Source organism: Vibrio sp. HM8-C, assembly GCF_058630515.1.
In genome coordinates, this window is sequence record NZ_JBMMKS010000026.1 from 1 (window position 1) to 26952 (window position 26952).

Genomic DNA, 26952 nt, shown 5'->3' on the forward strand with positions numbered 1-26952 from the left:
TTAAAAAGCCACCCTTGAGGTGGCTTTTATTTTTTCTCTACAAACTGAACCATAAAGCTCGGTAAGTTGTTACGCTTAACTAGGCAAGAGTTTTACTATCGGTACTTTCGAAAATCTTATCTGCAGATGCCGCAACAAAACCTGTATATAGCTCGCCATTTGCCATTGGGTAGCGCTTTGCAAACTCATAGAAGCCACCAGGAACTGTTTCAGTACCGTCACTGAATGTTACTGGCACTTTATCTGCCATAGTTGAAGACTGCTCAAGCAGAACCTCTGGTGTTCCTTTAACTTCACCGCCAGACTCATTGATGATGAAGCCTGCACTGCGTAGATGGTCATTCACTTGTTTCACTTCAGTAAATGCATTCAGCTGATTGACGTTAACCGTAAAGTGGTTCGCACCGTAACCATGAGCCGCTAACCACGAAGCGTATTCACTTTCTTGTGCTAGTAACTGGTAATCAGCAAAGCTGATGTCCCATAAACGACCACCATAAAGAAACGCATCACTGTCTAGTTTGGTTGCATCGACCTGCTCGACTAACTTGGCAACAATCTCTTGTAGCTGAGGTGAACACTCTTCAACTTTCAGCTCACTGATGAAGACTTTTGGCTGAAGCGGATCTGGATGCTCGAAGTGTTTCGCAACCAGTTTTTTGCTTTCAAAAACATAGTCACCGCAATCTTTGTAGCCAAGGGCTAAGAAAGGCTTTGCTAACGTTTCTAGACCAAGAGGTGCAACATTGAAGGTGCGTAGTGCAATATGGTCATTGATTAGTGCTTCGTCTTCTTCTAGCAAGCTATGAACTTTATCTGCTGAAGGACAAAGGCGAGTAATGTAGTCGTTCCACAGTGATTGAAACAGAACTTCTGGCGTCATAGTGCCTCCTTGGCTGCATGAACACGACGTATTGGATTAGAAAAGGCTTGTTTAAGCCAAATAGTATTAAGTGATTATTTATTCTTACGTTATTAGCAAACAGGCTTCACCTTTCGATGAAGCCTGAATAACTTTGTTATAGCTCTACACCTGGGCTCAGTGTCGCAGGAAGCTCAGTTGCAGAACCTTCCATTGACGCCATTGGGTATGCACAGTAATCCGCTGCGTAGAATGCGCTTGGACGTAGGTTGCCTGAAGCACCTGGACCACCAAATGGAGCATCACCGCTCGCACCCGTTAGCTGACGGTTGCGGTTAACGATACCAGCACGAATGTGGTCTACGAAGTATTCCCACTCAGCATCATCAGTAGTCACAAGACCAGCAGACAGGCCAAAACGAGTATCGTTAGCCAGTTCAACTGCTTGCTCTAACGTTTCGTAGCGCACCAATTGTAGCAATGGACCGAAGTATTCTTCATCAGGCAGTTGGGCGATTGGCGTAACATCAATGATACCCGGTGATACAAACGCAGCACCTTTACTTTGCGCTTCAACAAGGCTCTTACCGCCTAGTGATTGAAGGTGAGCTTGGGCATTCAAAATAAAGTCTGCTGCCGCTTTAGAAATTTGCGGCCCCATGAACGGTGCAGGCTCAGCAAAGGGTTGATCCATACGAAGCTTCTTCGTTGCTTCAACTAAGCGAGCAACTAACTCATCACCTTTCGCACCCACAGGGATGTATAGACGGCGCGCACAAGTACAACGTTGACCAGCGCTGATGAATGCAGATTGAATGATGGTATAAACCGTCGCGTTTATGTCACCAAACTGTTCAGAAATCACCATTGGGTTGTTGCCGCCCATTTCTAGAGCAAGCATCTTGTCTGGTTGACCTGCAAATTGGCGATGAAGGATGTGGCCTGTGTTGGCACTACCTGTAAACAGTAGACCATCGATACCTTTTGATTGAGCTAGAGCGATACCGGTTTCTTTACCACCTTGTACAAGGTTAATAACGCCTGCTGGCAGACCTGCTGCTTGCCAAAGCTTCATCGTAACTTCAGCAGTCCAAGGAGTTTGCTCAGAAGGCTTAAACACAACTGTGTTGCCCGCTAGCAGCGCAGGAACAATATGACCATTTGGTAAATGACCAGGGAAGTTGTAAGGACCAAATACCGCCATAACGCCTAGAGGACGGTGACGAAGTACAATTTGGTTACCAGCTGCTTCACGTACTGTTTCACCTGTACGGTCGTGGTAAGCACGGATTGAGATAGCAATTTTACCCGCCATTGCAGCAGCTTCAGTACGAGTTTCCCAAATCGGTTTACCTGTCTCTTTTGCGATAACTTCTGCAATTTGCTCACTGTTCTCTTTAATCTTTTCGGCAAAAGCAAGTACAACCTTTTCACGCTCTGCGAAAGGCAGTTTTTTCCAGCTAACAAATGCACTGCGAGCAGAAGCAACAGCGTCTTCAACTTGCTCTTGTGTTGCACCTTGACCTTGCCAAATGACCTCATCGTTGTACGGGCTTAAAGAAGAAACGGTTTCACCTTCACCTTCTAACCACTGCCCTGCGATCCACTGTTGTCCTGCTACCCACTGAGTCATGATGTGTTCCTTAGAGTCTTTTACTGAGCCAAAATTCGAATAAAGTCGCCATTATCTACTTTTAGGGCTTGAGCCACTTTTGGCGAGATAATTGCGCTGCCGTTTTCACGGTTAAATGCTGCTTTTGCGGCGGTCGCTCGGAAGTTTTCAAACGACGTATTACACATTAAAAAGTCTTGTGAGCTTGAGTGCTCAGCGATAATCACCTTCACACGAACGGAATTGCGCACCGAGTCGATATTATTGATATCGCATTCCACACTTGGGCCCGCATCAAAAATGTCCACATAGTTGCGGCATGTGAAACCTTCTTTCTCAAGCAATTTAAGTGCAGGACGAGTTTTATGATGCACTTGACCAATCACAGCTTGCGCTTCTTTACTGAGCAAGTTGATATAGATTGGCAATTTAGGCATTAAGTCCGCAATAAAGCCTTTCTTACCAATACCTGTCAGGTAGTCAGCCATGGTGAAATCAATTGAGAAGAAGTGCTCTTGCAACCATTCCCAAAATGGTGATTTGCCATCCTCATCCGAGACACCACGCATCTCAGCAAAAATGGTCTTAGAGAATCGATGTGGATGTTCAGCCATCATCAAGAATCGGCATTTCGACATCAGTCTGCCGTTTAGACCTTCTCGAAACTCAGGGCGCAAAAACAATGTGCAGATTTCTGAGCAGCCTGTGTAGTTATTGCCAAACGTCAGTAGTTTCACCACATTGTTTACATTAAGTTTTGGTGATGAATGCACAATCGTGCTGATGTGATAAGAATAAAACGGAACATCCCAGCCTACAGCGGCTTCAATTCCCGTTGTCCCAGCCACTTCACCCGTTTCTGAATCGAAACCGACCATAAGGTAACCTTCATCCGATGGTGAGGTAACGTTACGCTTGGTAAAACTGTATTCAGAGTGTTTGATTCGGTTGGTTAACAGCTCTTCGTTAACCGGTAATGAAGTAAAACCATGACCAGATTCAACCGCACATGTGTGCAACGCCTCATAATCTGATATGGCAATTGGGCGTACAACTAGCATCAATACTTCCCTCCAGATGCATTTAGGGCCTAATCATTAGGCCCTTTTAGGCTCACCCAGCAGAGTGAGCCTTCTAGCTTAGCTTTTACACTAGTGATGCGATTGCTTTATCCAAACGCGCTAAGCCTTCTTCAATTTCTTCTTTTTCGATTACTAATGATGGAGTCATACGAACTACGTTTGCACCCGCCATTAGAATCATTAGACCTTGCTTACCTGCGGCAACAAGAATGTCGCGAGCACGGCCTTGCCACTCTTCGTTTAACGCAGCGCCGATCAATAGACCTTTACCACGCACTTCAGAGAACAAGTTGTACTTAGCATTGATCTTCTCTAGACCTTCACGGAATAGCGCTTCACGCTCAAGCACACCAGCCAGAGTTTCAGGTTGGCTAATGATATCCACTACCGCTTCTGCTACCGCACATGCTAGTGGGTTACCGCCGTATGTAGAACCGTGAGTACCTGGTTTGAAGTGCTCTGCAAGCTTAGTTGTCGTTAGCATTGCACCGATAGGGAAACCACCACCAAGAGATTTAGCAGTGCTTAGAATATCAGGAGTAATACCTAGACCTTGATATGCGAAGAAGTGACCAGTACGACCGTTACCTGTTTGAACTTCATCAAAGATCAATAGCGCGTTGTGTTTATCACAAAGCTCACGAACCGTTTGGATGAACTCTGGCGTTGGAGATACGATACCGCCTTCACCTTGAAGTGGTTCGATCATCACAGCACAAGTGCGGTCAGAAATGTGTGAACGTAGTGCTTCAACGTTGTTGTACTCAAGGTGAGTAATGTCACCCGGTTTTGGACCAAAACCATCTGAGTAAGCAGCTTGACCACCAACAGTTACAGTAAAGAAAGTACGACCGTGGAAACCTTGTTTGAATGCAATGATTTCAGACTTTTCTGGACCGAATTCATCTGCTGCATAGCGGCGAGCAAGCTTCAGTGCTGCTTCGTTTGCTTCTGCTCCAGAGTTTGAGAAAAATACTTTTTCCGCAAAGCTGATTTCAGTCAGTTTCTTTGCCAGACGAAGTGCTGGCTCGTTTGTCATAACGTTACTTAGATGCCAAAGCTTGTTGCCTTGCTCAGTCAACGCTTTAACCATCGCTGGGTGACAATGACCTAAACAACTCACCGCGATACCACCAGCAAAGTCAATGTACTCATTGCCTTGTTGGTCCCATACGCGTGAGCCTTGTCCCTTAACTGGGATGAATTCCATCGGGTTGTAACAAGGTACCATTACCTCGTCAAACAGACCGCGTTCTACATTAATTTCAGTTGTCATTGTTCGTCCCTTTTAATTACCGCATGCTTTGTAGATCATCGATCTAACTACAAAAATATAAGCTTGATATTTTGTATTGCATTTTAGTTAGTGCAGCATTGTATTTACAAAATATTAACCATTTCAATAGTGATTTATCCTCTCGCAGCCTTTTCTAGGCTAATAAATGACACTACTGTTGAGTATTTATGCAACAAGCCAAGGCTTTTATGAAGTAATTTCTACGTTTCGTCACAAAAAAATTCGCAGAACCCTATAAGAAATAAGGCATTCGGTAAAACCAAGATGAAATATCACGAATAAAATTTCAGCAGAAACAAATCATGGAAATGAGATGAAGAAAATGAAGAATAGTGATCCCTGTCAGGAAAAAACCTGCAAATTACTACAGAAAAACATAGCAGCAGCGGTAATTACTTCTGAAGAAAGGGTAATGCAGTAATTTGATCTGCAATTTAGACTTTATATCCGACAGGCAGTAATGAACTTAGTACAAGTACATCAACGACGTAGGAAGTTAGCAAGTAACTCATGGCCTTGTTCCGTTTTGATCGACTCAGGATGAAACTGAACAGCATCAATCGGCAGGTTCTTATGTTGATACCCCATAATTTCATCCATGCTGCCATCGGGAAACTCAGTCCATGCGGTCAGCTCAAAACATTCGGGTAAGGTGTCTGTTTTCACCACTAAAGAGTGGTAACGCGTGACAGTGAGAGGGTTGTTCAATCCAGTAAAAATACTTTTCCCATTGTGCTTAATGGGCGATGTTTTTCCATGCATGACTTGGCGTGCTCTAACCACTTCACCACCAAATACCTGCGCTATAGCTTGATGTCCGAGGCAAACACCGAGAATAGGCAATTTCCCCGCAAAATGCTGAATGGCATCTAAGGAAATACCAGCTTCGTTTGGCGTGCATGGTCCGGGAGAGATAACAAGATGTGAGGGTTTCAATGCTTCAATTTGTTCTAATGTAATCTCATCATTACGCACCACTTTTACTTGTGCGCCCAGCTCGCAAAAATACTGATACAAGTTATAAGTAAAAGAGTCGTAGTTATCGATGATGAGTAGCATAAGCTGAAATATCTATTGCAATGAAAACCACCCGCATTCTACGAATCCATTGCTAAGATTCAATCAATAAGTTTACCTGCGTTACATTCACAACCTCTCTCAGTGCACATTTTTTGAACAACGTTCTTTTAATTATTATTAATTAGCTAATATTAATTTAGATAAATCTAATAAATAAAGGCGAGGATGAGAGCATGAAAAGGACCATTGTCATTGGAGCCGGTTTAGGCGGCATGTCTATCGTTTATGAGCTAAGACAGAAACTCCCTAAAGACCATGAAGTGATGATTATTAATGAAAGCCCAGAATTTCACTTCATTCCATCCAATCCTTGGGTAGCTTTGGGAGAGAGGAAGAAAGAACAAGTCATACTCGATCTGAGACCATACGTCGAAAAGTTCCATATCCCTTTTAATACCTCCGGTGTTGCTGAAATATTTGCCAAAGAAAAGAGATTAACGACCGGAGATGGCAACGAATACAACTATGACTATCTAGCCATTTGTACCGGCCCTAAACTCGCTTTTGAAGCAGTGACCGGCTCAGGCCCAGACAACGGTTTTACCCAATCTATCTGTACTGTCGACCATGCAGTGAAATCTCACCAAGCGCTAGAGGAATTAGTCAAAAATCCAGGGCCGGTGCTCGTCGGGGCAATGCAAGGTGCTAGCTGTTTCGGCCCTGCTTATGAATACATCCTTTCGCTAGAGACTCATCTTCGTAAGCTCAAAGTTAGAGACAAGATCCCGATTACCTTTGTCACCAGTGAACCCTATGTCGGACATATGGGCTTAGGCGGTGTCGGTGATTCAAAGGCGTTAATGGAGCATGAGTTTCGTGAGCGAGGAATCAAATGGGTATGTAACGCTCGAGTCAAAGAGTTTGAATCAGGTATGGCCCATATAGAAGAGCTCAACCGCAAAGGTGAAGTGGATTTCGAACATAACCTCCCCTTCTCGATGGCAATGTTCTTACCTCCTTTCAAAGGTTCACCAGTGATTGCTGCTGTTCCAGAACTATGCAACCCGAAAGGCTTCGTGATTACTGACCAGTTCCAACGCAGCCCTGTTTATCCGGAAATATTTGCGGCCGGCGTGTGTGTTGCAATCCCACCATTAGAAGAAACTCCCGTTCCTGTCGGCGCGCCGAAGACGGGTTTCATGATTGAATCAATGACCACTGCTATTGTCGAAAACATTCTTAGCCTAGAACGGGGCGAAGAAATGCATACCAAACCGACACTCAACGCGCTCTGCTTGGCCGATATGGGCGACAAAGGTGCTGCATTTATTGCTCTGCCACAGAATCCACCACGTAACACTAACTGGACATCAATGGGGCAATGGGTACACATCGCTAAGATCGCTTACGAGAAATACTTCCTCTACAAAGTGAAAAAAGGCACTAGCGAACCCATCTATGAGAAATACATTCTTAAGGCAGCCGGAATTACCCGAACTAAAGAGCAATAGCAACATGACAGATAAAACAAAGGCCAGCAGAAGCTGGCCTTATTCTTTTATTACTACTTTTGGTATAAGCAGAAATTAGTATGGACGCGTAACAAAACCAACGGCTTCGTAAACTTTCTTCAGCGTTTGCAGTGCACGAGCCGATGCTTTCTCTGCACCGTCACGCATTACGCTGTTTAAGTATTCGCGGTCATTACGGATACGTGCATATTCCGCTTGCACTGGCTCAAGCATAGCAACCAATGCTTCACCAACGTCTTTCTTGAACGGGCCGTACATTTCAACACCGGCATAATCCGCTTCAATCTCAGCAAAAGTTTTACCTGTTGCTGCTGAGTACAAGCCCATTAGGTTAGAAATACCCGCTTTGTTCTCAACATCGTGAGCAATACGTGGTGGCGTTTCTGTATCTGTTTGCGCCTTATTGATCTTCTTGATGATCGACTTAGGGTCTTCTAGCAGAGTAATCACGTTTTTACGGTTATCGTCTGATTTGGACATCTTCTTCGTCGCGTCCTGCAAGCTCATCACACGAGCGTTTACCGTTGGGATGTAAGGCTCTGGAATAGTAAAAATTGGAGCTTCTGGCGAATAGATGTTGTTGAAACGCGTCGCGATATCACGAGCCAACTCTAAGTGTTGCTTCTGGTCACTGCCCACTGGAACTTGGTGTGCACCATAAAGAAGAATATCTGCTGCCATTAATACTGGGTAATCAAACAGACCAACGTTTACGTCGTTTGCGTAACGTTCTGATTTATCTTTAAACTGAGTCATACGGCTCAGTTCACCCATTTGTGTATAACAGTTCAATACCCAACCAAGTTGAGCATGCTCCGGTACGTGAGACTGAACAAAAAGCGTGCTCTTCTTCGGATCAACACCAACTGCCAAACAAATCGCCAATGCATCTAGCGTCGCTTCATGCAAAGCTTTAGGCTCTTGGCGAACCGTAATTGCATGTAAATCAACAACGCAGTATTGGCAATCATAGTCGTCTTGCATTTGTTGCCATTGACGTAGAGCACCCAAGTAGTTACCGATACTTAGTTCGCCAGATGGCTGAACACCACTCAATACGATGGGTTTGCTCATGGGTATGATTTCCTTGTTACAGATAAGAATATAAGGTCAAACAATCTAACTAACGCGCTGAATAGATCTAAGACCTGATTATTTCAGCGCGATTTAGCAGTGTACTCATTAACGAGTATTTTTCTAGTTAAGAATTCTCTAGTTTAGAAAATAGTTTTTATGCTGAAACTGCTACAACATCGAGCAATTGTGCAATATCATCAGCGACATAATCTGGGTTTGCATTAGCAATAGGTTCGCCGTGGTTATAACCGTAAGTTAAACCAAATGATGCACAACCTGCATTTTTTGCCGCTAAGATGTCGTTCTTCGAATCACCAACCATCAGCATTTGGCTCGCATCAACTTGGTGCTTTTCCAAAAGCCAATTTAAAGCCATTGGGTCAGGCTTTTTATTCGGGAAGGTGTCACCGCCAATCACGTCCGTAAAGAACTGAGCAATATTATGATTTTCCAACACGTGCGGAACAAACTTAGACGGTTTGTTGGTCACCAGTGCCAAAGTAAAACCGGCCTGATGCAAAGATGCCAATGTCTCTTTTACATTGCTGTATAAGTGACTGAGTTTATGACCTGTTTTTTCGTAAAAATCGTCAAACAGCTCACGAGCTTTTGCGTGCACGTCTTTATCCAACGCAGGGTCAACGATAAGGCTACGACTTAAAGAACGACCGATAAGGATATCGGCACCGTTGCCAACGTAATCTCTCACTTCTACTTCAGTGACACCAGGATAACCTAATGCTTGTACTGCTTGGTCTGCTGCTACAGCCAAATCTGGAACGCTATCCAGTAACGTGCCATCTAAATCAAAAGCGATCAGTTTTATTTGGTTCACTATCAACTTCCCTAACTTTCTCTTTTCTATTAATAATTATTTTTCAACACGAGCCAGTTCAGCACGCATATCATCAATGACTGCTTTGTAATCTGGTTGGTCAAAAATCGCTGAACCCGCAACAAACATATCTGCGCCAGCTTCAGCAATTTCACGAATGTTTTCTACTTTAACGCCACCATCCACTTCTAAGCGAATATCACGACCACTTTCATCAATCAACTTACGCACTGCGCGAAGTTTATCTAATGTATGTGGAATGAAAGACTGACCACCAAAACCTGGGTTAACTGACATCAGCAGAATCATATCTACTTTATCCATCAGATAATCTAAGTGGCTTAATGATGTGGCTGGATTTAAAACAACGCCCGCTTTACAGCCGTGTTCTTTAATCAGTTGCAGTGTGCGATCAACGTGCTCTGACGCTTCCACGTGGAAAGTAATCATAGATGCCCCCGCTTTCGCAAAATCAGGGATGATGCGATCGACCGGCTTAACCATCAAATGCACATCGATTGGCGCGGTAATGCCATAATCGCGCAGCGCTTTACAAATTGGAGCGCCAAAGGTCAGGTTAGGTACATAGTGATTATCCATCACATCAAAATGCACCACGTCAGCACCCGCTGCGAGCGCTTTTTCGACATCTTCTCCCAGACGAGCTAAATCTGCGGAAAGAATGGATGGAGCAATGAGAAAATCTTTCATACCTGACCTCTTAGGCTTATTGAATGCAAGCTGAACACAATGTGTGCGTCATTCTACCTAAGGGAAGCTGCAGATCCTAGCGTTAAGGGATTTCGTTTTCTAAGGAAGGATATTTAGGGAAGACGATGACAAGCAAATCTTCCCTATGATTGGAGGTGTTGTGTTAAAGAAAGTGTGGTTAAGAGCGAGCCTTAAAAAGTGCCAGCAACTCATCCACCTTATTACGACCGGAACCATTACGGCTAATAGTACGTTTCACTTTGACCACATTTAACTGTGCGCCGTGGTAGAGACGTCGCGTTAAAATGGTATCGTGGTTTGAAATCAATACAGGGATATTGCGTTCACTTGCAGTTTTCTCTGCGATGTCTGCTAATGCAGCTTGATCATCAAGGGTAAAACCCGCGCCAGCATACGAAGTAAAATTCGCTGTATTCGACAGTGGTGCATACGGTGGATCACAGTAAATCACACTGTTGTTGCCTGCTTTACGAAATGTCTCTTCGTAACCTGCACAGATAAACGTCGCCTTCTGAGCTTTTTGAGCAAAGAATTCCAGTTCTGATTCTGGGAAATAAGGCTTTTTGTAAGAACCGAATGGAACGTTGAATCCACCTTTTTTGTTGTAACGGCAAAGACCGTTAAAACCAAAGCGGTTCATGTAAAGAAATGCCAGAGAGCGATAGAGAACATCGTCGCTACGATTGAACTGCGAACGTACATCCAGATAAAACTCTTTGCGGTTGTTGTCAGCTACAAACCAACGTTTAGCTTCTGTAATGTATTGCTGTGGGTTCTCTTTGAGCAAGTTGTAGAGATTGACCAGATCTGGGTTAATGTCTGCCAATAGATAGTGCTCAAACTCTGTGTTCAAGAATATGGAACCGGCACCAACAAATGGCTCAACCAACTGTTCAGCAGATGGCAAGTGGCGTTGGATGTCTTCGACTAGGCCATATTTACCACCAGCCCATTTCAGAAAGGCACGCTGCTTTTTCATCTACTGCTCTAATTCTTCACCACAAAAATAAGGCTGCGAAATGTAACACATTTTATGAGCGAGCTCAGGTTTATTTCGCACGATCAATCTCTCTATGCACTTGGCTTAACGATTTAGCCCAAGGGCCAAGTTGTTGCAAAGGTTTTGACAAGGTATCTACCGCATCTCTCGCTAACTGAATCGTAGGATAGTTACTGTAGGTAATGATGTACCACTCCACATCATTTCTGAGCGTCGGGTAAACATTCACTTTGCCTTGCAACTGGTACTGATTAATAAATCGCTGCGCATCAGGCAGTGTATTGACGGCTGCCAATTGTAAGGTATAGCTACGAGGAGACATTGCCTTAAGCTCTTCTCTCGCAAACGAGAAGGTAATTTTCACTTCAGGAGGCGTTTCTACCACAGGAGCAGTTGGCGCAGCCTGTTTTGGTTGCTCAATGTCTACTGTTTGAGCTGGTGTAGCCGTCGCCGTTGTTTGAGGAGCAGAAGTTTGCGGAACAGAAGACTCTTCCACTAAATTATCGATTTTGGAAGTATCCGCTTTCTCTGGTTTACCTTCTAACAGGGCATCCACCACATCGGACGTAATCACAACGCGCTGTTGGTCACTGTCAGACATACCAACACCTTCTTTGATTTCAACCACATCAGGCGGTAATGCTGCAGAGTCATCAGTAATACCACTGTCAACTTGAGGAGATGAATTTGTATCCGATGGATTCGTTGCATCTGCAGATTGACTTGGCTTATTAAGAGTAGGAATCACCGTTTGCTCTTTTGCCAGAGTCATCTGTTGCGCTTTGTCGTCTGGAGAAGGTTGTGACAGCCACCACCAGTAACCACCGCCAATCAAAAGCAGCAGAATCAATACCAGCAGAGCCGCTTTCACTGGCGAACCAATGATTGAGCGAATCACAATACGTTTTTCCATTTTCTGTTCTCCCAGCGCCATAATCTCTCCTGGTAAGTTTTTTACTTTTTTATAAGCAGCTCTTACGCGGCGTTCATACTCGTCATCAACATAACGCATAACTCGTTGTTCGAACAAGCGATCTGCTTCATCACGGCTCAGAAGTTCGACTTCTAAATCAACAGGTTTGTGTTCTTGACCGTAGCTTAAACGAGTTAATAACGCATCTAAACCCGTAGACTGTGCAAACAGTACTACGTTCACTGTCCAGAGAGGATTTGACTGAGATTCTAAGATCCACATCCACAATTCAGACACTAATGTTTCAGACAATAAGTGCGCATCATCAATGACCACAACCACATCGCAGTGGGTTTGCTCAAACAGATGTGAAAAACTTTCGACCAGTGAATCTTTAGGATTGAAGAGAGATTCAGAGCTAAGCTGAGAAAGAATCGTTAGACGTCGTTGCTCGTCGTCTTGATTAGGATGACACATAAGCAATGACTGATTTTTGTCATTCGCCCACGCTTCAAGGTAACGCTGTGCCAGCCAAGATTTACCAGCACCTTGGCTACCACACACGTTGATTAAATTTGAGCTAAAACGAGTAAGAAGCTGTAAGCGCTCCAATAACTCGGTCTGAGAATCTAACTCCAGTACATGTGCCAAATTCATCGTTCATCCTAAAGGCAAACAGCATTACCCAGAGGTAAGCACCAAACGTTCAGCGTTAAGTTGCGAGCTGCAAGCTAAACGTTACAAAGTGCGGCAATAATCGATCGCCTGCTCAATAATGGTTTCCGGTACGCCTTTTACTACGTCAGATGTACCAATACTGGTTGGTAATACCAAACGTAACTCACCCGCTAGCACCTTTTTATCGCGCATCATGTGTTTCATGAAATCATCAAAAGACATGCTTTCTGGGGTATGCACCGGCAATTTTGCTCTTTTAAATATAGATAGGATTCGTTCAACTTGTTGTTCGGTAATTAAACCTTGCAGTTGAGCTGTTTTCGCCGCCATCATGGTACCCGCAGAGACCGCTTCGCCATGTAGCCAGTTGCCATACCCAAGTTCCGCTTCTATCGCGTGACCAAATGTATGACCCAAATTCAACAAGGCACGAATGCCTGATTCCTTTTCATCTTGAGCAACAACTTCCGCTTTAATCTGGCAACAACGCGCGATTGCGTACGTCAGAGCTTGTTCATCCAACGCATATAGATCATCCATATGTTGTTCTAACCAAAAGAAAAATGCTTCGTCGTAGATAATACCATACTTGATAACTTCAGCCATGCCTGCGGCGAATTCTCGCTCAGGAAGAGTAGCAAGACAGTCTGTATCAATGATTACTGCTTTCGGTTGATAGAACGCACCAATCATGTTTTTACCCAAAGGATGGTTTACTGCGGTTTTACCACCAACGGAAGAATCCACTTGAGAAAGCAGTGTTGTTGGTATCTGAATAAAATCAACACCACGCTGATAACATGAGGCTGCAAAACCAACTAAGTCACCAATAACACCACCACCCAAAGCGATGATAACGACATCTCGGCTGTGATTGTGCTCAAGCAGGAAGCTTAAAACGGTATTGAATGTTTCTAAGGTTTTGTATTTCTCACCATCAGGTAGTTCTAAGACTGAGCTGATGCAACCTTTTTGCTCTAGTAACGCTGTAATTTTATCCGCATACAATGGAGCCACTGTATGGTTAGTAATGACAACGACTTTTTGTTTTGGGGAAAGAGAAAGAAGAGCCGGATCATTAAATAATCCGGCACCAATTGAGATAGGGTAGCTACGTTCACCTAAGCTGACCGTGATCCGTTCCATGGTCTGCACTCCAATAAAAAGAACAAATTAGTTATGTTCTTCTAGCATTTTTACGATCTGATTGGCTACCACTTTTGCACTTTGATCATCTGTACGCACGGTAATATCCGCGATTTCTTCATACAGAGGGTTACGACCATCAGCTAGAGTTTCTAGAACTTCTCGCGGGCTGTCCGTTTGTAGTAATGGACGCTTTTTGTCGCGGTTTGTGCGAGCAAGTTGCTTTTCGATGGTGGTTTCTAAATATACGACAATACCACGTGCAGATAGGCGGTTACGGTTTTCTTTGCTCAATACAGAGCCACCACCAGTCGCTAAAACGATACCTTGTTGTTCAGTGAGGTCGTTAATTACAGTTTCTTCGCGCTTGCGGAAACCTTCTTCACCTTCAACATCAAATACCCATGCGATATCAGCACCAGTGCGCTCTTCAATAACTGTATCAGAGTCTACGAACTCCATATGCAGTTGTTGAGCTAGGTGTCGACCAATTGTACTTTTGCCGGCGCCCATAGGACCGACAAGAAAAATATTGCGTTTCTCAGCCATGTTTAGCAGTAATTTACAACGTTAATTCAATGACATCGCCACAAAGTTCGCCGGACATAAGTCAACGATAGGAATGCTTGTGGCACCTATTCCTCACAGATATTTCGTGATAAGACCCGAAATTATCTAGATCTGGTGGCACTAATGCAACTTTAATTTTTCTTCATTATGAATAATAGCGATAAGTTATTGAATAACCACCTTAGGTGTGACAAATATTAATAACTCACTTTTACCCATTTTTTCGTAGCTTCGACGGAATAAAGCACCTAATAAAGGAAGATCGCCTAACAAAGGTACTTTCTCCACTGAGCTGTTTACACTGTGCTGAAAAATACCACCTAGCACCACCGTTTCACCGTTATTCACTAATACCTGTGTTCCTATTCTCTGAGTATTAATAGCAACAGCCTCACCAGTACCTGTTTTTACGACATCGCCTACACGGTCTTGAGTTACGCTCAGATCAAGCACTAAACGGTTATCAGGAGTGATTTGCGGAGTCACCATAAGGCTCAGTACCGCTTTTCTAAATGAAACAGTGGTTGCGCCACTGGAAGACGCTTCTAAATAAGGCAACTCTGTTCCTTGCTCTATATAAGCCGGTTTTTTATTGGTGGTAATGAGCCTAGGGCTGGAAATAATCTCCGCTTTGGATTCTCTTTGTAAAGCAGAGAGCTCTAAGTCCAAAAGGGTATCAGCACCTAGCTTTGCTACCTGAAATGCAATACTTGAAGCTCCTGCTGTCGTTGCGGCTAAGTTCACATTAAGAAAATCTTCGATGGGCATCATACTTTTTCCGCTATCGCCCTCACCCTGATCTCCTGAATCATAGAGACCTGCAGCAAACAAGTTGCTCTCAATACTGCTTCCTGATGTATGACTGCCGTTGGTGGTGGTATACCCCCAGCGCACACCCAGCTCTTCTAAGTCACCTTCATTGACAGTAACAATACGAGCTTCAATCTGAACCTGTTTTACTGGAACATCTAACGACTTCACGATATCTCGAATAACCGTAATGTTTTCTGGCAATTCTCGAATTAACAGTGCATTGGTTCTTTCATCAATACTGATAGAACCTCGTTCGGAGAGCATACTTAGAGCCCCTTCCCCATTAATCATTGCAGCAATATCTGATGCCTTGGCAAAGCTGACTTTAATGATATCGGACTGTAAATCTCCCAACGCCTCTTCCATACGAGCTTTTTCCAGCTCTTGCTGCTCTCTCAGGTCTAGCTCACTCTTTGGCGCTACCAATATGACGTTACCATCAATTCGTTTATCCAAACCTCTTGCTTCTAGAATAATGTTGAGTGCCTTTTGCCAAGGAACCCCATCCAAGCGCAGCGTCATATTGCCTGTTACTGAATCCGACACGACTAGGTTAAAGCCGTTATAGTCAGCGATAAGCTGAAGCACACTTCGCACAGGAATATCCTGAAAATTAATGGATATTGGCTTGTTATCTTGTTCTATCAGTGGTTTTTGCTCCTGCTTGGCTTGAGAATCGGACTCCCTTATAACCACTTCCAATAGATTTTTGTTCAATTGATAGCTGTATTGATATTCACCTTTCACTTCCACTTCAAGAAGGCCACTTGATTGTTGGCGAAACACCTCTATCGTATCCACAACCGTGGCGAAATCGGACACATCTAAGACAAAAAGCTTATCGTCTGAAACCTGCGTATTCAGCAGCTCTATGTTCAATCCTTTGCCAGTTTTAATCACATCCACAACCGATGATGCTGACGCTAACTCAATCATAATAACCGCAGCTTTATCGGCGTTAATCTTGAAATCAATATTGTTGAGTCTGTTTGGAATTGAATGCTCCACGCTTGCCGTCGCAAACGGAGCAACACAGAAACACGTTGTTAGACATAAACGCCTGAGGGTTTTAAGCCCAAATGAAAGCCTACTATTCATGATCATTTTCTCCAGAATCTATTTCAGAGACAGCTTGACGCTACGCTGATTCCAACATCCCAAACCATCAGGCAGCGTCTCTTTTATTAATAAGTACTGCTTAGTTACATCAGATACGCGCCCATGGTTAAGGCCGATGTATTGTCCGTTTTTCGCGTATGCCAACGTTCCTTCCGGAGTCTGAATCAATGCAGATGTACTCTTACCGTCACTCATAACACCTTTAAATTTCAGTTGGCTGAGTGCATATCGCTCCAATGGTTCTCTGTTACTGCGAGTGGCTGGCTGCCAGCAATCCTTCTTCACCATCGGCTGGTTTTGTGTTGCTGCTTCTCTTGGTAATTCGAAAGGCTCTCGAGCATCGCTATTGGCATAAATGAACGCCTCAAACGGCACTATGGGCTGCTGTGGAACTATCTCTTTGCGAGCCTGCACAGTCACTTTTTCAACATAATCGCTCAGTGAATCTTCATTCGCCTGACAGCCACACAAACTCACGCAGACTAATAGCCAACCGCAGGATTTGCTGTTCATTGCAACCCTCCTGCCGATGACTCATCAGGCTGATACTGATAGGTAAAAGCCCGTACCTTGACACTCAACTCTTGGCTGTCTTCAGTACTTCTCTGCCAATTAGCATGTTCGAAGTAAATTATTCTAGGCAGCTGTGCTATCGCTTGAGAAAACTGTCCGATGTTGTGGTATTGACCTGTGAGTTCTAGATTGAGAGGCAAACGAGACAAGAATGCTTGCTGCTCTTTTTCCCCCCAATCCATACGAGTAAAATTGAGTTGATGTTTGATACCGAGTTCATTAACCGCTGCCAACATAGTAGCCAGCTCTTTTTGCTCAGGTAATTGCTGAAGTAGATAGTCATAACGGTCTGACAACTCATCGAGCTGCGCTTTGAGTTGCGGTAACGTGGCAGCTTTGTGAGCTTTAATTAGAACGGTCGACTTCAATGTTTGTTCTTGTTCAATGAGTGCATCTAAAGAGTCTTGTTTCGGAACGAGATAAAACCAATAGCCCAATCCTTGAATCAATAGGGCTACAAGAAATAAGATCACTAACTGTGCAGGCAGAGGCCAATCCATAATTTCATCAAGCTCAAGATTATTAAAATCACCCATTGCTTATCTCCTCAGAATGCACCGCATCACGCCCTTCCATGTGAAAGACAAAAGAAGCTTGGAAGCTTTGGAATTGCTTACCAAAACGATGGCTACCAGAAACAATTGAATGCATCTCGACATCAGAGACATAAGAAGAGCTTTCAAGCAGATCCAACATTGTTGCTAATCGTGCTGTACTGTCGCTGATACCACGAATCTCAATGTGGTTATCATTCATACTCATCTGATCTACATAAACACCTTCAGGGATAAGCTGAGGAATCAGATCCATAAGTTGTGTGGTTTTATTTCGTTTTTGCTGAAGAGACTCAACCATATCTAGTCGAGCCATTAAGTCCTGATATTCCTTTTCCGCTTGTTTGAGCGTATTAATTTGATTATCCAGCACCGCTAAATGTTGATTTAAAAACTCAATGCGCTCTTTCTCTATATCTAGCTGATATTGCAAATACTCACCGGCTCCCCATTGCAAAGCCGCAGCTAAACTGACAGCAGCGAAAGATGCTTGAATAAAACGTTGCCTATGTGATTGCTTTTGAGCTTCACGCCATGGGAGCAAGTTAATGCTATGCAGCATGTTCAATCTCCAGCCAATTTACGCCACGTAGAGCAAGTCCAGCAGCGGTTGCAAAAGTCGACCTTTGCACTTCTGAGCGGTAGCGTTTACTCGCTTTATCAACAAACACACTCAGCGGATCTAGGATTCCGCACATAAGGCCGGTCTTTTCAATCAATGCAATTTGTATCGCGTCAGCATTTGCACCACCGCCCGTCAACCAAATCCCCGAAAGACTCGTTGCTCCATTCACAGAAAGAAATAGCTGAACTTGTTTTGTGACCTTATCCACCAGCTCATGGCATTTATCTTTATTTACAACCGAGACTTCATCTTCAGTCGTAGAAATATGTGAAATGCCCTCTGCTATCTGTTTATAAAAAGGCGCTTTATTGGCAAAGTCTAAACAAAGGGTTGTCTGGGTATGACCAACATCCAACAGTAGCCAATCAGTACGCCCATAGGTTTGACTGCAAAGTTGCCACAGCTGAACTAAGGCATGAGTCTGAACTTCTGCGAGAATCGGCTTAAACCCCGCTTTTTCCAATGCGATAGATCTGCTTTCCACAACTTCTCGTTTAGTGGCATACACTTGGTAGGCAGCTATATTGTTTTTACCTGCTGCGGTTTCAGCATTTGTGTGTTTGGCGACGGGGATAAAATCGAGACTTACCTCTTCAATAGGAAAAGGAGATTGATGCGAAAAAGCTTGATGAATTGCAAACTCGCGTTCATTTAGCTCAAGTTCGCTATCTATCTGTAATACTTTGCTAATTACGGTGTTATCAGGGATGGCGATAACAACTTTCCGACTAAATAGAGGCAAAGCCTTTTTTAGTTCTTTGAGTTTCTTTACAATTTTCTGATAAACCAAGGCATGGTTATCAGCGAAAATATCGTCAGCAACAAGTATTTCCTTATAACCGAACAGCGTATACTTACTGCCTGAAGGTTTTAGGACCACTGCTTTAATACTATGGTGGCCAATGTCGACACCAATAACTAATGATTGAACCATACAGCTCTACTCCAATAAGAAAGCTCCGCTAAAAACGCCTATTAATTTGGTAAATAAGCGGTAACTACTTTTGAGAGCTAAATTTTTAGCTTAGAGTACTAGGGTTTGCATTAAGGCAGCCTCTACTAAACAGGGATTCTCCGGTGAAGTTCATAAAGCGTTTAATAATTTTTTCATTGATTTGCATAGCTCTTGGAGTCAGTACAATTTTTGGTTTCTATTTATATGTGAAACCAGAACTTCCTGATGTCGCGACTTTGCGTGATGTCAAACTCCAAACCCCAATGCAAGTCTTTAGTAAAGATGGCAAACTCATCGCTCAGTTCGGTGAAAAACGTCGTATTCCTCTTAAGTTGGATGAGATGCCAAAAGAGCTGATAGAAGCGGTCATCGCAACAGAAGACTCTCGTTTTTATGACCACTATGGTTTTGACCCGATTGGTATTACCCGTGCGGCTTTTGCCGTCGTAGCATCAGGCAGTGCATCTCAAGGTGCAAGTACCATTACTCAGCAGCTAGCTCGTAACTTCTTCTTGTCTAACGAGAAGAAAATTATGCGTAAAATCAAAGAGATTTTTATCGCTATTCATATTGAGCAATTGCTTTCAAAAGAAGAAATCCTTGAGCTATACCTAAACAAAATTTACTTAGGCTATCGTTCATATGGTGTAGGAGCGGCTGCACAATCTTACTTTGGTAAAGAAGTAAAAAACCTCAGCTTAGGTGAAATTGCTCTAATTGCTGGTTTGCCAAAAGCACCGTCTACAATGAACCCGATTTACTCTTTGGAGAGAGCAACCAACCGTCGAAATGTTGTTTTGGCTCGAATGCTTTCTGAAAAGTACATCACTCAAGAACAATATGATCAGGCGCGTGCAGAAGTTCTACCGACCAACTATCACGGGGCGGAAATCGAGCTAAACGCACCATATGTAGCGGAAATTGCCCGTGCTTGGATGATTGAACGCTACGGTGAAGATGCTTATACATCAGGTATGAACATCTACACTACCGTGGACTCAAAACGTCAACAAGCTGCCAACTTAGCCGCTATTCACAACCTGATTTCCTACGATGAACGCCATGGCTATCGTGGTGCAGAAAAAGAATTATGGAAATCTGGTCAAGCAGTTTGGACAGAAGAACAAATTGTTGAACATCTGAAAAATGAGCCTACATATGGTGAGCTGTCACCTGCTGTAGTGCTTAGCACTGAACCAAAATCAGCCACAGTTTGGATTAAGAATCAGGGTGAGTTCACTATTGATTGGAACAATATGAATTGGGCTCGTCGCTTTATCACTGACGAACGCCAAGGACCAGTTCCAACCAGCACCAAAGAGATTCTAAATACAGGCGAGCAAATTTGGGTTCGCAAAGTATCAGAACAAGAATCAGAGAATCCAGTGTGGCAATTAAGCCAAGTACCTAATGCGAATACGGCTTTTGTTGCTATGGATCCTGAAAATGGCTCTATTGAAGCACTGGTAGGTGGTTTTAACTTTGTTCACAATAAATTTAACCGCGCGACACAATCAGTACGTCAGGTAGGTTCAAGTATTAAGCCGTTTATCTATGCCGCAGCTTTAGATAAAGGATTAACTCTAGCGACACTCATCAATGATGCCCCAATTAACCAGTGGGATGAAAGTCAAGGTACGGCATGGCGTCCTAAGAACTCACCACCGACATACACAGGACCAACTCGTGTTCGCATTGGCTTAGCACAATCTAAAAACGTAATGGCGGTTCGTGTTTTACGAGAAGTGGGTCTGGAAGATACCCGTCAATATCTGACTCGATTTGGCTTTGACATCGACCAATTGCCAAAATCAGAAACCATCGCGCTGGGTGCTGGTAGTTTAACACCCGTAAAAATGGCACAAGGATATTCTGTATTTGCTAACGGCGGTTACTACGTTGAGCCATACTACATCCAAAAAGTGGAAGGCCCATACGGTGATGTAGAGTTTGAAGCTGAACCTACAATTGTTTGCCGCCAAAACTGCCCTAAAGCTGAAAGCGAGTTTGGTGAGCAAGATGCTGAACACCACTATGCTAAGCAAGTTCTATCTGAGCAAACCGCATTCCTCGTTCGCGAGATGATGTATAGCAATATATGGGGTGGCGGTAACTGGGCTGAAAAAACGGGCTGGAACGGTACTGGTTGGCGCGCTCAAGCACTCAAACGCAGAGACATTGGTGGTAAAACCGGTACAACAAACGATTCCAAAGATGCTTGGTACAACGGTTATGCTCCGGGTGTGGTTGCTATCGCTTGGGTTGGCTTTGATGAACACAGCCGCAACTTAGGTAAAACGATACCAAATCCAAACATCGAAGATGACGTTGCGGGAGCTGAAGCTGGTGCAAAAACAGCTCAACCAGCATGGATTGAGTTTATGAGCCAAGCCCTGGAAGGTGTACCAGAGCAAGAAAAAGTGCTACCAAATGACATTGTTCGCGTGCGTATCGACAGAGACACAGGCTTGTTAACCAATAAACAAGACGCAACATCGATGTTTGAGTATTTCTTAAAAGGCACAGAACCTAAAGAGTATGTTCAAGAAAACCTCTCTGGTGATATTTATTCAACCAGCGGTGGAGATGAGTTGTTCTAATCTCTGATTCAAATGCAAAAAAGAGGCTTAATCGCCTCTTTTTTTTATAACTAATACAAACAATTAAGCTTGAGCATCTAAGGTTTCTTTCATTAGTTTCGCTAAGGTTTCAAAACGCTGACGTAAGGGAGAACCTGGGCGGTATGCGACAACCAAGCGGCGAGATGGCTCAGGATTGACCGCTTTGATATAACACACTCCGTCTTTCACTTTTTCTTTTGGCAGAGATAACTTAGGCAGCAAGGTAATTCCCGCTCCTGCTGCAACCATGTTGCGTAGAGTTTCTAAGCTGGTTGCCTTAAATCGGTCATCGTCTTTTGCACCCGCGGCAAAGCAGAATCCCAAAGCTTGATCTCTTAGGCAGTGCCCATCGCCAAGCGCTAAAACCGTCTTCCCATTGAGCTCCAACATATCGACTTCATCGTGGTCTGCCCACGGGTGGTCACAAGGAACAGCAATGCTCATTGGTTCGTTATACACTTCAATCTCTTTAAACGGTGCCGTTTCATCCACCGAAGCCAGAACCAAACAGTCCAACTTACCATCTTCCAACTGCTGTACTAATTGATGTGTTTGAGCTTCATGAAGGAACAGCTCTAACTCTGGGAAATGCTCTTTTAGGGATGGAACTATCTTAGGCAGCAAATAAGGCCCCAAAGTCGGAATAAATCCAATATGCATTGGCCCTGTCATGGCACCGGTTTGTTTGCTTGCCATGTCTTTGAAAGTTTTTACCTCACCCAGAATACGCTTTGCCTGTTCAACAAGCTGTAAGCCAGACTCAGTAAAAAGAACTCGTCGGCTACTGCGCTCCAGCAGCACCGTGCCCAGCTCGTCTTCCAGTTTACGAATTTGCCCGCTTAATGTTGGCTGACTAACAAAGCATGCTTCGGCTGCTTTGCGAAAATGCTTATGCTCTGCCAACGAAACCAAATATTCAAAGTCCCGAATATTCATTATTCACCCCGATAGAATTGAACTATCAAAACCATAACATCAACTGATTGGATCTATCAAAGATTTTATACATACAAACTCATCCTAGCATTAGAAATAGCAAAGCCCTTCCCTCCTGCAACCACCTAAAAAATATGCAATCAATTACATTCATTTCGTGTAGTGACTCGCCAATAGCAAATTCAAACTCATACCTGTATTTCAATAAAAACAGTCAATTGCATAATAAACGTTCAAATAAAACTCAATAAACATTAACCGCCTTCAAAGCTCAACTATCGTGATTTCAATAGGTGTAACTATGCTCATTCGTATCCTTATGTCGATCACTTTTCTGGCTACTCTCTGTAGCTGCAAAAGCGATTCAAATTCGACAGCCAGATTAACACCACCGTTAGTGGCCGAGCTCCCGCCGTCAAATAATGCACCACGTCTAACCACAGAACCGTCACCAACCGAATCAGAATCAGCCCAACAACCCACTAATAAACTGCCCCCGCCGAAAACTACAGAAGATAACAAAACAATAGCGACCTATCGATTCGTCGATAGTCCGGTGGAAGGACTCTTTTATTCAACAAGTTCAGGTCTATCTGGCTTTACAAATTCAGAAGGTCAATTTGAAGCAAATGAAGGTGATGTGATTACTTTTTATTTGGGAAATGAAAACGGATTAAAACTAGGTGCTGCTTCTTTACAGAAAGTAATCACTCCTTTTGAAATTACAGGAAAATACACACGTGCGTTAAGTGTAGCGATTCTACTTCAGTCTCTAGACAAAGAATTTGGTTCTACTACGGATGAGCAGCTGAGCATCCCCAATCACTTGCAGTCTACACCTGCAAGCAACGTTGCCGTAGCTCTTGCGCAGCTACGTTTAGACAATATGGACAGTGTAAGAACTTTTTTAATCAGTATTGGCGTAAAGTCGCACAATGTCGTTAATGAATTTGAAGCAGTTGAGCATTTATACAACAGCCTAAACAAAATTGAGCGAGGTGATACAAATGCGATTAATCCTCTTTCTGGAAACGAGTTGCTTTACGTAAAACATATCAAAGCAACCAATAGCTACATGTTACAAAATCGCTTCTACGAATTTGTACATATCGATAAAATTCTTGATGGGCAAACATTAGATGTGATGGATAGTGCTGTTTTTTACGACTATAAAATTCACGATCACGACGTGATACAATTAAGAAGCTCCAAATACAACATTGTCGAACTTCCATCCTATTTGCCTCAAGGCTTCACGCATTTATTGCTGAGCAACAAACCGAGCTCAAATGTTGATAAAATATTCAGCAGGAATGGCTTTCACGGTGGAGTATTTTCTTCATCGTATCAAAATACTTTGAATCACTTTGTCGTCAGCACATTGCCTGTTGATAGTTTAGGACATTGGCAACATTCTTTGATTTCAAGAAGCTACGATCCGGCCACTCAAATTGTCACTGAAATAAACAACGCAGCGAAATTGCAGGGCAACGAATGTAATCGTGTTGCTTGCACTCAGAAGAATACTCATCAGCAAGTTAACTACTATTATCAAATAGACCACTCCACTGCAGACCGCTATATAGACTTTTCTGGCACTTGGCAAGACACTCGAATTTGTGAAAACGGTACGATTGCTAAACGTAAACTGCATTTCGATGAATCGCAGTTAACTATTACGGGTGAAACCTGTATTCAAGGCAAGACAAAAAATATCGAAAACAGCCAAATTTATAGCTATGAAGAACTTCAACGTTCTGAATTTTGGTGGTTCAACAAACCGAATCGACACACCAAAGCGACTTTATCTGAACTCAATTCTACACTTCGATTTGATGGGGGTGTGGCTCATCAAGCTTCAACCTATTGTGAAAACCCAAATGTTGCTTTTGTGAAATGGGAATACCACCCTGCCGGGATTAATTGGGATCAAGGCGTCCTAAATCGAGTAAAGATGCACTGTGACGGAACACTAAATCTACATAGTGTGATGCAAAAACTGACTCATTAACTGCAAGTTAAATAGTCCATTTTTATTAAGAACAGCGTTAGAATTCATGCAGTACTTATAAAAACTGGTAAAGCACCATGGCTTGCAATAACTGCCAACAAAATTGGTTTTGGAAGAAGATAGGCACATGTCAACGTTGTATGGATCAACTGACCGTTTTGTCGGTCGTGTGCTGGGTAATATGGTTTTTCTTCTTTAAACAGGATCCACGCAGCATTGAGTCGATCGCTTTGATCGTTGCGGGGTTCGCTTTTAATACGCTTCTATTTTTACACTTATGGATGAAGTACGTCATTCTTCCTTGGCGCAAGCGTCAGGGAGAAGAAAAACCATCTCCTAAAAATGAAAAGCCTTAAAAAAGAAAAAGCCCTAAAAACAATATCTGTCTTAGGGCTCTCTTAGATTCTTCTAAGAAAAAGCAGTGGTATTAAAGTAGACCGTGCTTTTTCTTTTTGGTTCCGGAAAATTTCGATCTTTTTTTGATCTTTTTTCCTTACTTTAAATTCAACGCGTTATGCAACTTTCATCTTAGTAATTAATTGCTCAGAGACATTTACCTCTAACGCAACTTCATCACAGGCATGTTGACGAGGGCACTTCTCACAATCTTTGAGAACTTTCTCAGGCAACAGAGTTTTAGATGTTGGAATAAAGTCTAGCTTCATAAAGAACTCAGGGGTACGAGTCAGTACGAACACTTTCTTTATTGCCATCTGACGCGCTTTGTTCACCAAATATTGAACAATTGCCGTGCCTTGTCCTTGACCTTGCCAACCGGCTTCAACGCCTAGTGAGCGAATTTCCGCTAAGCCAGAATCGTAAACATAGAGAGAAGCACAGCCTGTGATTTCTCCGTTATGTTCAGCGACAGCAAATGAACCGATATCGCGGACAATTTCGTTACGAGAGCGTGGTAGGTTTTCACCCATGTTCGCCCAGTACGTCACCATACCTTCTAGCGCTTCAATATCTGTTAAGCGAGCAGGACGTACTTTCACAGAGGTCGCATCACGTTTAGATAAACGTAATTCCGCCTGTTCAACTGCATAAGCGACCTGATGAGGCGCTACGCCACCAAGAGCACTACGTTTTTCCAAACAAGACTCAATAGTCAGAATCGCGTAAACGTCATCTTCAATCACTGAAGAGAAAGTTTTTAACTCTTCTAGCGTTAACTCTTCCAACGCACAGCCTTTGGCAATTGCACCAACCACGGCCACACCCACAATATGGTGAGCTTCACGGAATGGAATGCCTTTCGCTACTAGGTAATCAGCCAGTTCAGTAGAGTTAGCATAGCCTTGTTTCGCCGCTTCCAGTGTACGTTCACCGTTCACCTTGATGCCTTCAAAACACAGCGCCGCCATTTCCATACAATCATTCCAAGTATCCAAAGCGTCAAACAGACCTTCTTTGTCTTCTTGCATATCTTTGTTGTATGCCAGTGGTAGAGCTTTAACTGTCATCATCATGCCAGCTAATGAGCCATAAACGCGTCCAGTTTTACCGCGAATAAGCTCAAGTGCATCTGGGTTTTTCTTTTGTGGCATCAATGAAGAACCAGACGTCACAGTATCAGCTAACTCAATAAAACCAGACTCACCTGAGTTGTAGAAAATCATATCTTCAGCCAGACGAGAAAGATGCAGCATAGAGATAGAGGCGACAGACATCAGCTCCATCACGTGGTCTCTGTCTGATACGGAATCAAGAGAGTTGCGTGTTGCGCGACGGAAACCAAGGTTGTGTGCCAGCTTTTCACGATCCATTGGATACGCAGTACCAGCCAGAGCGCCAGAGCCTAGAGGACAAGTATCAAGACGTCTAATCGCATCACTGACACGAGAATAGTCACGCTCAAACATCTCAACATAAGCTAAACACCAGTGAGCAAAAGTCACAGGCTGAGCACGTTGCAAGTGAGTATAGCCCGGCAACACGGTGCCTTGATGCTCTCTTGCCACTGAAACCATTTTGCTTTGTAGACGGTCAAGCGCAATAAGCAACTGTTGACCTTGCTGACGACACCAAAGCTTAAGGTCAGTCGCTACTTGGTCGTTACGAGAACGGCCAGTGTGAAGTTTTTTACCTAAATCACCGACTTTGCTGATCAGTTGCTGCTCAACCCATGAGTGGATATCTTCAGCATCCGAACGTAGAATTTGTTCTGGGTCTTCCATTACTTCCAACTTAAGTTCATTCAAAGCTAACTCAAGTTTTTGCTGTTCGTCTTCACTCAGTACGTTTACAGAAAGCAATGCTTTAGACCATGCAATAGAACCCACAATGTCTTGCTCAGCCAATCGGTAGTCAAAGCGTAATGAATCATTAAACTCTTTGAATCTCGTATCTGCTGCTTGGGTAAATCTTCCGCCCCATAATGCCATTG

At 43.4% G+C, this 26952-nt stretch carries 22 protein-coding genes and 2 pseudogenes; 4 read left to right on the plus strand and 20 right to left on the minus strand.

The window, feature by feature from the left end; genetic code table 11:
• Positions 1-79: 79 nt before the first annotated feature.
• The 5 genes from ACOSVQ_RS20045 to ACOSVQ_RS20065 all read right to left on the minus strand — a co-directional run bounded on the left by ACOSVQ_RS20045 (position 80) and on the right by ACOSVQ_RS20065 (position 5912).
• Positions 80-883 carry a DUF1338 domain-containing protein gene (locus ACOSVQ_RS20045; RefSeq protein ID WP_491984198.1) on the minus strand — a complete coding sequence of 268 codons (804 nt, stop codon included), beginning with the start codon at positions 881-883 and terminating at the stop codon, positions 80-82.
• A gap of 136 nt (positions 884-1019) precedes the next feature.
• Entirely contained in the window at positions 1020-2495 is a 1476-nt protein-coding gene (astD, locus tag ACOSVQ_RS20050) for a succinylglutamate-semialdehyde dehydrogenase (RefSeq protein ID WP_491984199.1), read from the minus strand.
• Positions 2496-2515: 20 nt separating this feature from the next.
• On the minus strand, positions 2516-3535 hold the full coding sequence (astA, locus tag ACOSVQ_RS20055; protein ID WP_491984200.1) for an arginine N-succinyltransferase: 1020 nt from the start codon (positions 3533-3535) through the stop codon (positions 2516-2518).
• Positions 3536-3620: 85 nt separating this feature from the next.
• Positions 3621-4832, minus strand: coding sequence for an aspartate aminotransferase family protein (locus ACOSVQ_RS20060; protein WP_491984201.1), 1212 nt, complete (start codon positions 4830-4832; stop codon positions 3621-3623).
• Positions 4833-5333: 501 nt separating this feature from the next.
• Positions 5334-5912, minus strand: a complete 579-nt coding sequence (locus ACOSVQ_RS20065) for an aminodeoxychorismate/anthranilate synthase component II (RefSeq protein ID WP_491984202.1) — start codon at positions 5910-5912, stop codon at positions 5334-5336.
• A 194-nt stretch (positions 5913-6106) separates the two neighbouring features.
• Between ACOSVQ_RS20065 and ACOSVQ_RS20070 the strand changes: the two genes are divergently transcribed.
• Entirely contained in the window at positions 6107-7384 is a 1278-nt protein-coding gene (locus tag ACOSVQ_RS20070; RefSeq protein ID WP_491984203.1) for an NAD(P)/FAD-dependent oxidoreductase, read from the plus strand.
• A 75-nt stretch (positions 7385-7459) separates the two neighbouring features.
• Here ACOSVQ_RS20070 and trpS read toward each other — a convergent pair whose 3' ends face one another.
• The 13 genes and pseudogenes from trpS to pilM form a co-directional block, all read right to left on the minus strand.
• Positions 7460-8479, minus strand: coding sequence for a tryptophan--tRNA ligase (gene trpS / locus ACOSVQ_RS20075; protein WP_491984204.1), 1020 nt, complete (start codon positions 8477-8479; stop codon positions 7460-7462).
• A 157-nt stretch (positions 8480-8636) separates the two neighbouring features.
• Positions 8637-9317, minus strand: a complete 681-nt coding sequence (locus ACOSVQ_RS20080) for a phosphoglycolate phosphatase (protein WP_491984205.1) — start codon at positions 9315-9317, stop codon at positions 8637-8639.
• 36 nt (positions 9318-9353) lie between these two features.
• Positions 9354-10028: a ribulose-phosphate 3-epimerase gene (rpe, locus tag ACOSVQ_RS20085; RefSeq protein ID WP_102941187.1), complete on the minus strand. Its 675-nt coding sequence runs from the start codon at positions 10026-10028 to the stop codon at positions 9354-9356.
• 178 nt (positions 10029-10206) lie between these two features.
• Positions 10207-11028: a Dam family site-specific DNA-(adenine-N6)-methyltransferase gene (locus ACOSVQ_RS20090; protein WP_491984206.1), complete on the minus strand. Its 822-nt coding sequence runs from the start codon at positions 11026-11028 to the stop codon at positions 10207-10209.
• Between the two features lie 70 nt (positions 11029-11098).
• Positions 11099-11404: pseudogene (locus tag ACOSVQ_RS20095) on the minus strand (SPOR domain-containing protein); the annotation flags it as partial.
• Positions 11405-11539: 135 nt separating this feature from the next.
• A pseudogene (locus tag ACOSVQ_RS20100) lies at positions 11540-12619 on the minus strand (AAA family ATPase); the annotation flags it as partial.
• Positions 12620-12700: 81 nt separating this feature from the next.
• Positions 12701-13786: a 3-dehydroquinate synthase gene (gene aroB, locus ACOSVQ_RS20105; RefSeq protein WP_491984207.1), complete on the minus strand. Its 1086-nt coding sequence runs from the start codon at positions 13784-13786 to the stop codon at positions 12701-12703.
• A 27-nt stretch (positions 13787-13813) separates the two neighbouring features.
• On the minus strand, positions 13814-14335 hold the full coding sequence (gene aroK, locus ACOSVQ_RS20110) for a shikimate kinase AroK (protein ID WP_491984208.1): 522 nt from the start codon (positions 14333-14335) through the stop codon (positions 13814-13816).
• Between the two features lie 186 nt (positions 14336-14521).
• Complete coding sequence (locus tag ACOSVQ_RS20115) at positions 14522-16273, minus strand: type IV pilus secretin PilQ (RefSeq protein WP_491984209.1); 1752 nt, start codon at positions 16271-16273, stop codon at positions 14522-14524.
• Positions 16274-16285: 12 nt separating this feature from the next.
• Positions 16286-16801: a pilus assembly protein PilP gene (locus tag ACOSVQ_RS20120; RefSeq protein WP_491984210.1), complete on the minus strand. Its 516-nt coding sequence runs from the start codon at positions 16799-16801 to the stop codon at positions 16286-16288.
• The gene (locus ACOSVQ_RS20125) at positions 16798-17397 is read right to left on the minus strand and encodes a type IV pilus inner membrane component PilO (RefSeq protein WP_491984211.1); all 600 of its coding nucleotides are present in this window, start codon (positions 17395-17397) and stop codon (positions 16798-16800) included. The genes ACOSVQ_RS20120 and ACOSVQ_RS20125 overlap by 4 nt, the downstream gene beginning before the upstream one ends.
• Entirely contained in the window at positions 17390-17977 is a 588-nt protein-coding gene (locus tag ACOSVQ_RS20130; RefSeq protein WP_491984212.1) for a PilN domain-containing protein, read from the minus strand. Before ACOSVQ_RS20130 ends, ACOSVQ_RS20125 begins: the two co-directional genes overlap by 8 nt.
• The gene (pilM, locus tag ACOSVQ_RS20135; protein WP_491984213.1) at positions 17967-18974 is read right to left on the minus strand and encodes a type IV pilus assembly protein PilM; all 1008 of its coding nucleotides are present in this window, start codon (positions 18972-18974) and stop codon (positions 17967-17969) included. The genes ACOSVQ_RS20130 and pilM overlap by 11 nt, the downstream gene beginning before the upstream one ends.
• 143 nt (positions 18975-19117) lie before the next feature.
• Here pilM and ACOSVQ_RS20140 point away from each other — a divergent pair, with 143 nt between their 5' ends.
• Complete coding sequence (locus ACOSVQ_RS20140) at positions 19118-21595, plus strand: penicillin-binding protein 1A (protein WP_491984214.1); 2478 nt, start codon at positions 19118-19120, stop codon at positions 21593-21595.
• A 63-nt stretch (positions 21596-21658) separates the two neighbouring features.
• Here the strand turns inward: ACOSVQ_RS20140 and oxyR are convergent, their stop codons facing one another.
• Positions 21659-22552, minus strand: coding sequence for a DNA-binding transcriptional regulator OxyR (gene oxyR, locus ACOSVQ_RS20145; RefSeq protein ID WP_491984215.1), 894 nt, complete (start codon positions 22550-22552; stop codon positions 21659-21661).
• Between the two features lie 301 nt (positions 22553-22853).
• On the opposite strand from oxyR, the gene ACOSVQ_RS20150 reads away from it, so the two are divergent.
• Entirely contained in the window at positions 22854-24563 is a 1710-nt protein-coding gene (locus tag ACOSVQ_RS20150) for a hypothetical protein (RefSeq protein WP_491984216.1), read from the plus strand.
• A 77-nt stretch (positions 24564-24640) separates the two neighbouring features.
• Entirely contained in the window at positions 24641-24919 is a 279-nt protein-coding gene (locus tag ACOSVQ_RS20155; protein ID WP_491984217.1) for a DUF3624 domain-containing protein, read from the plus strand.
• A gap of 156 nt (positions 24920-25075) precedes the next feature.
• Here the strand turns inward: ACOSVQ_RS20155 and argH are convergent, their stop codons facing one another.
• Complete coding sequence (gene argH / locus ACOSVQ_RS20160; protein ID WP_491984218.1) at positions 25076-26950, minus strand: argininosuccinate lyase; 1875 nt, start codon at positions 26948-26950, stop codon at positions 25076-25078.
• Positions 26951-26952: the final 2 nt, after the last annotated feature.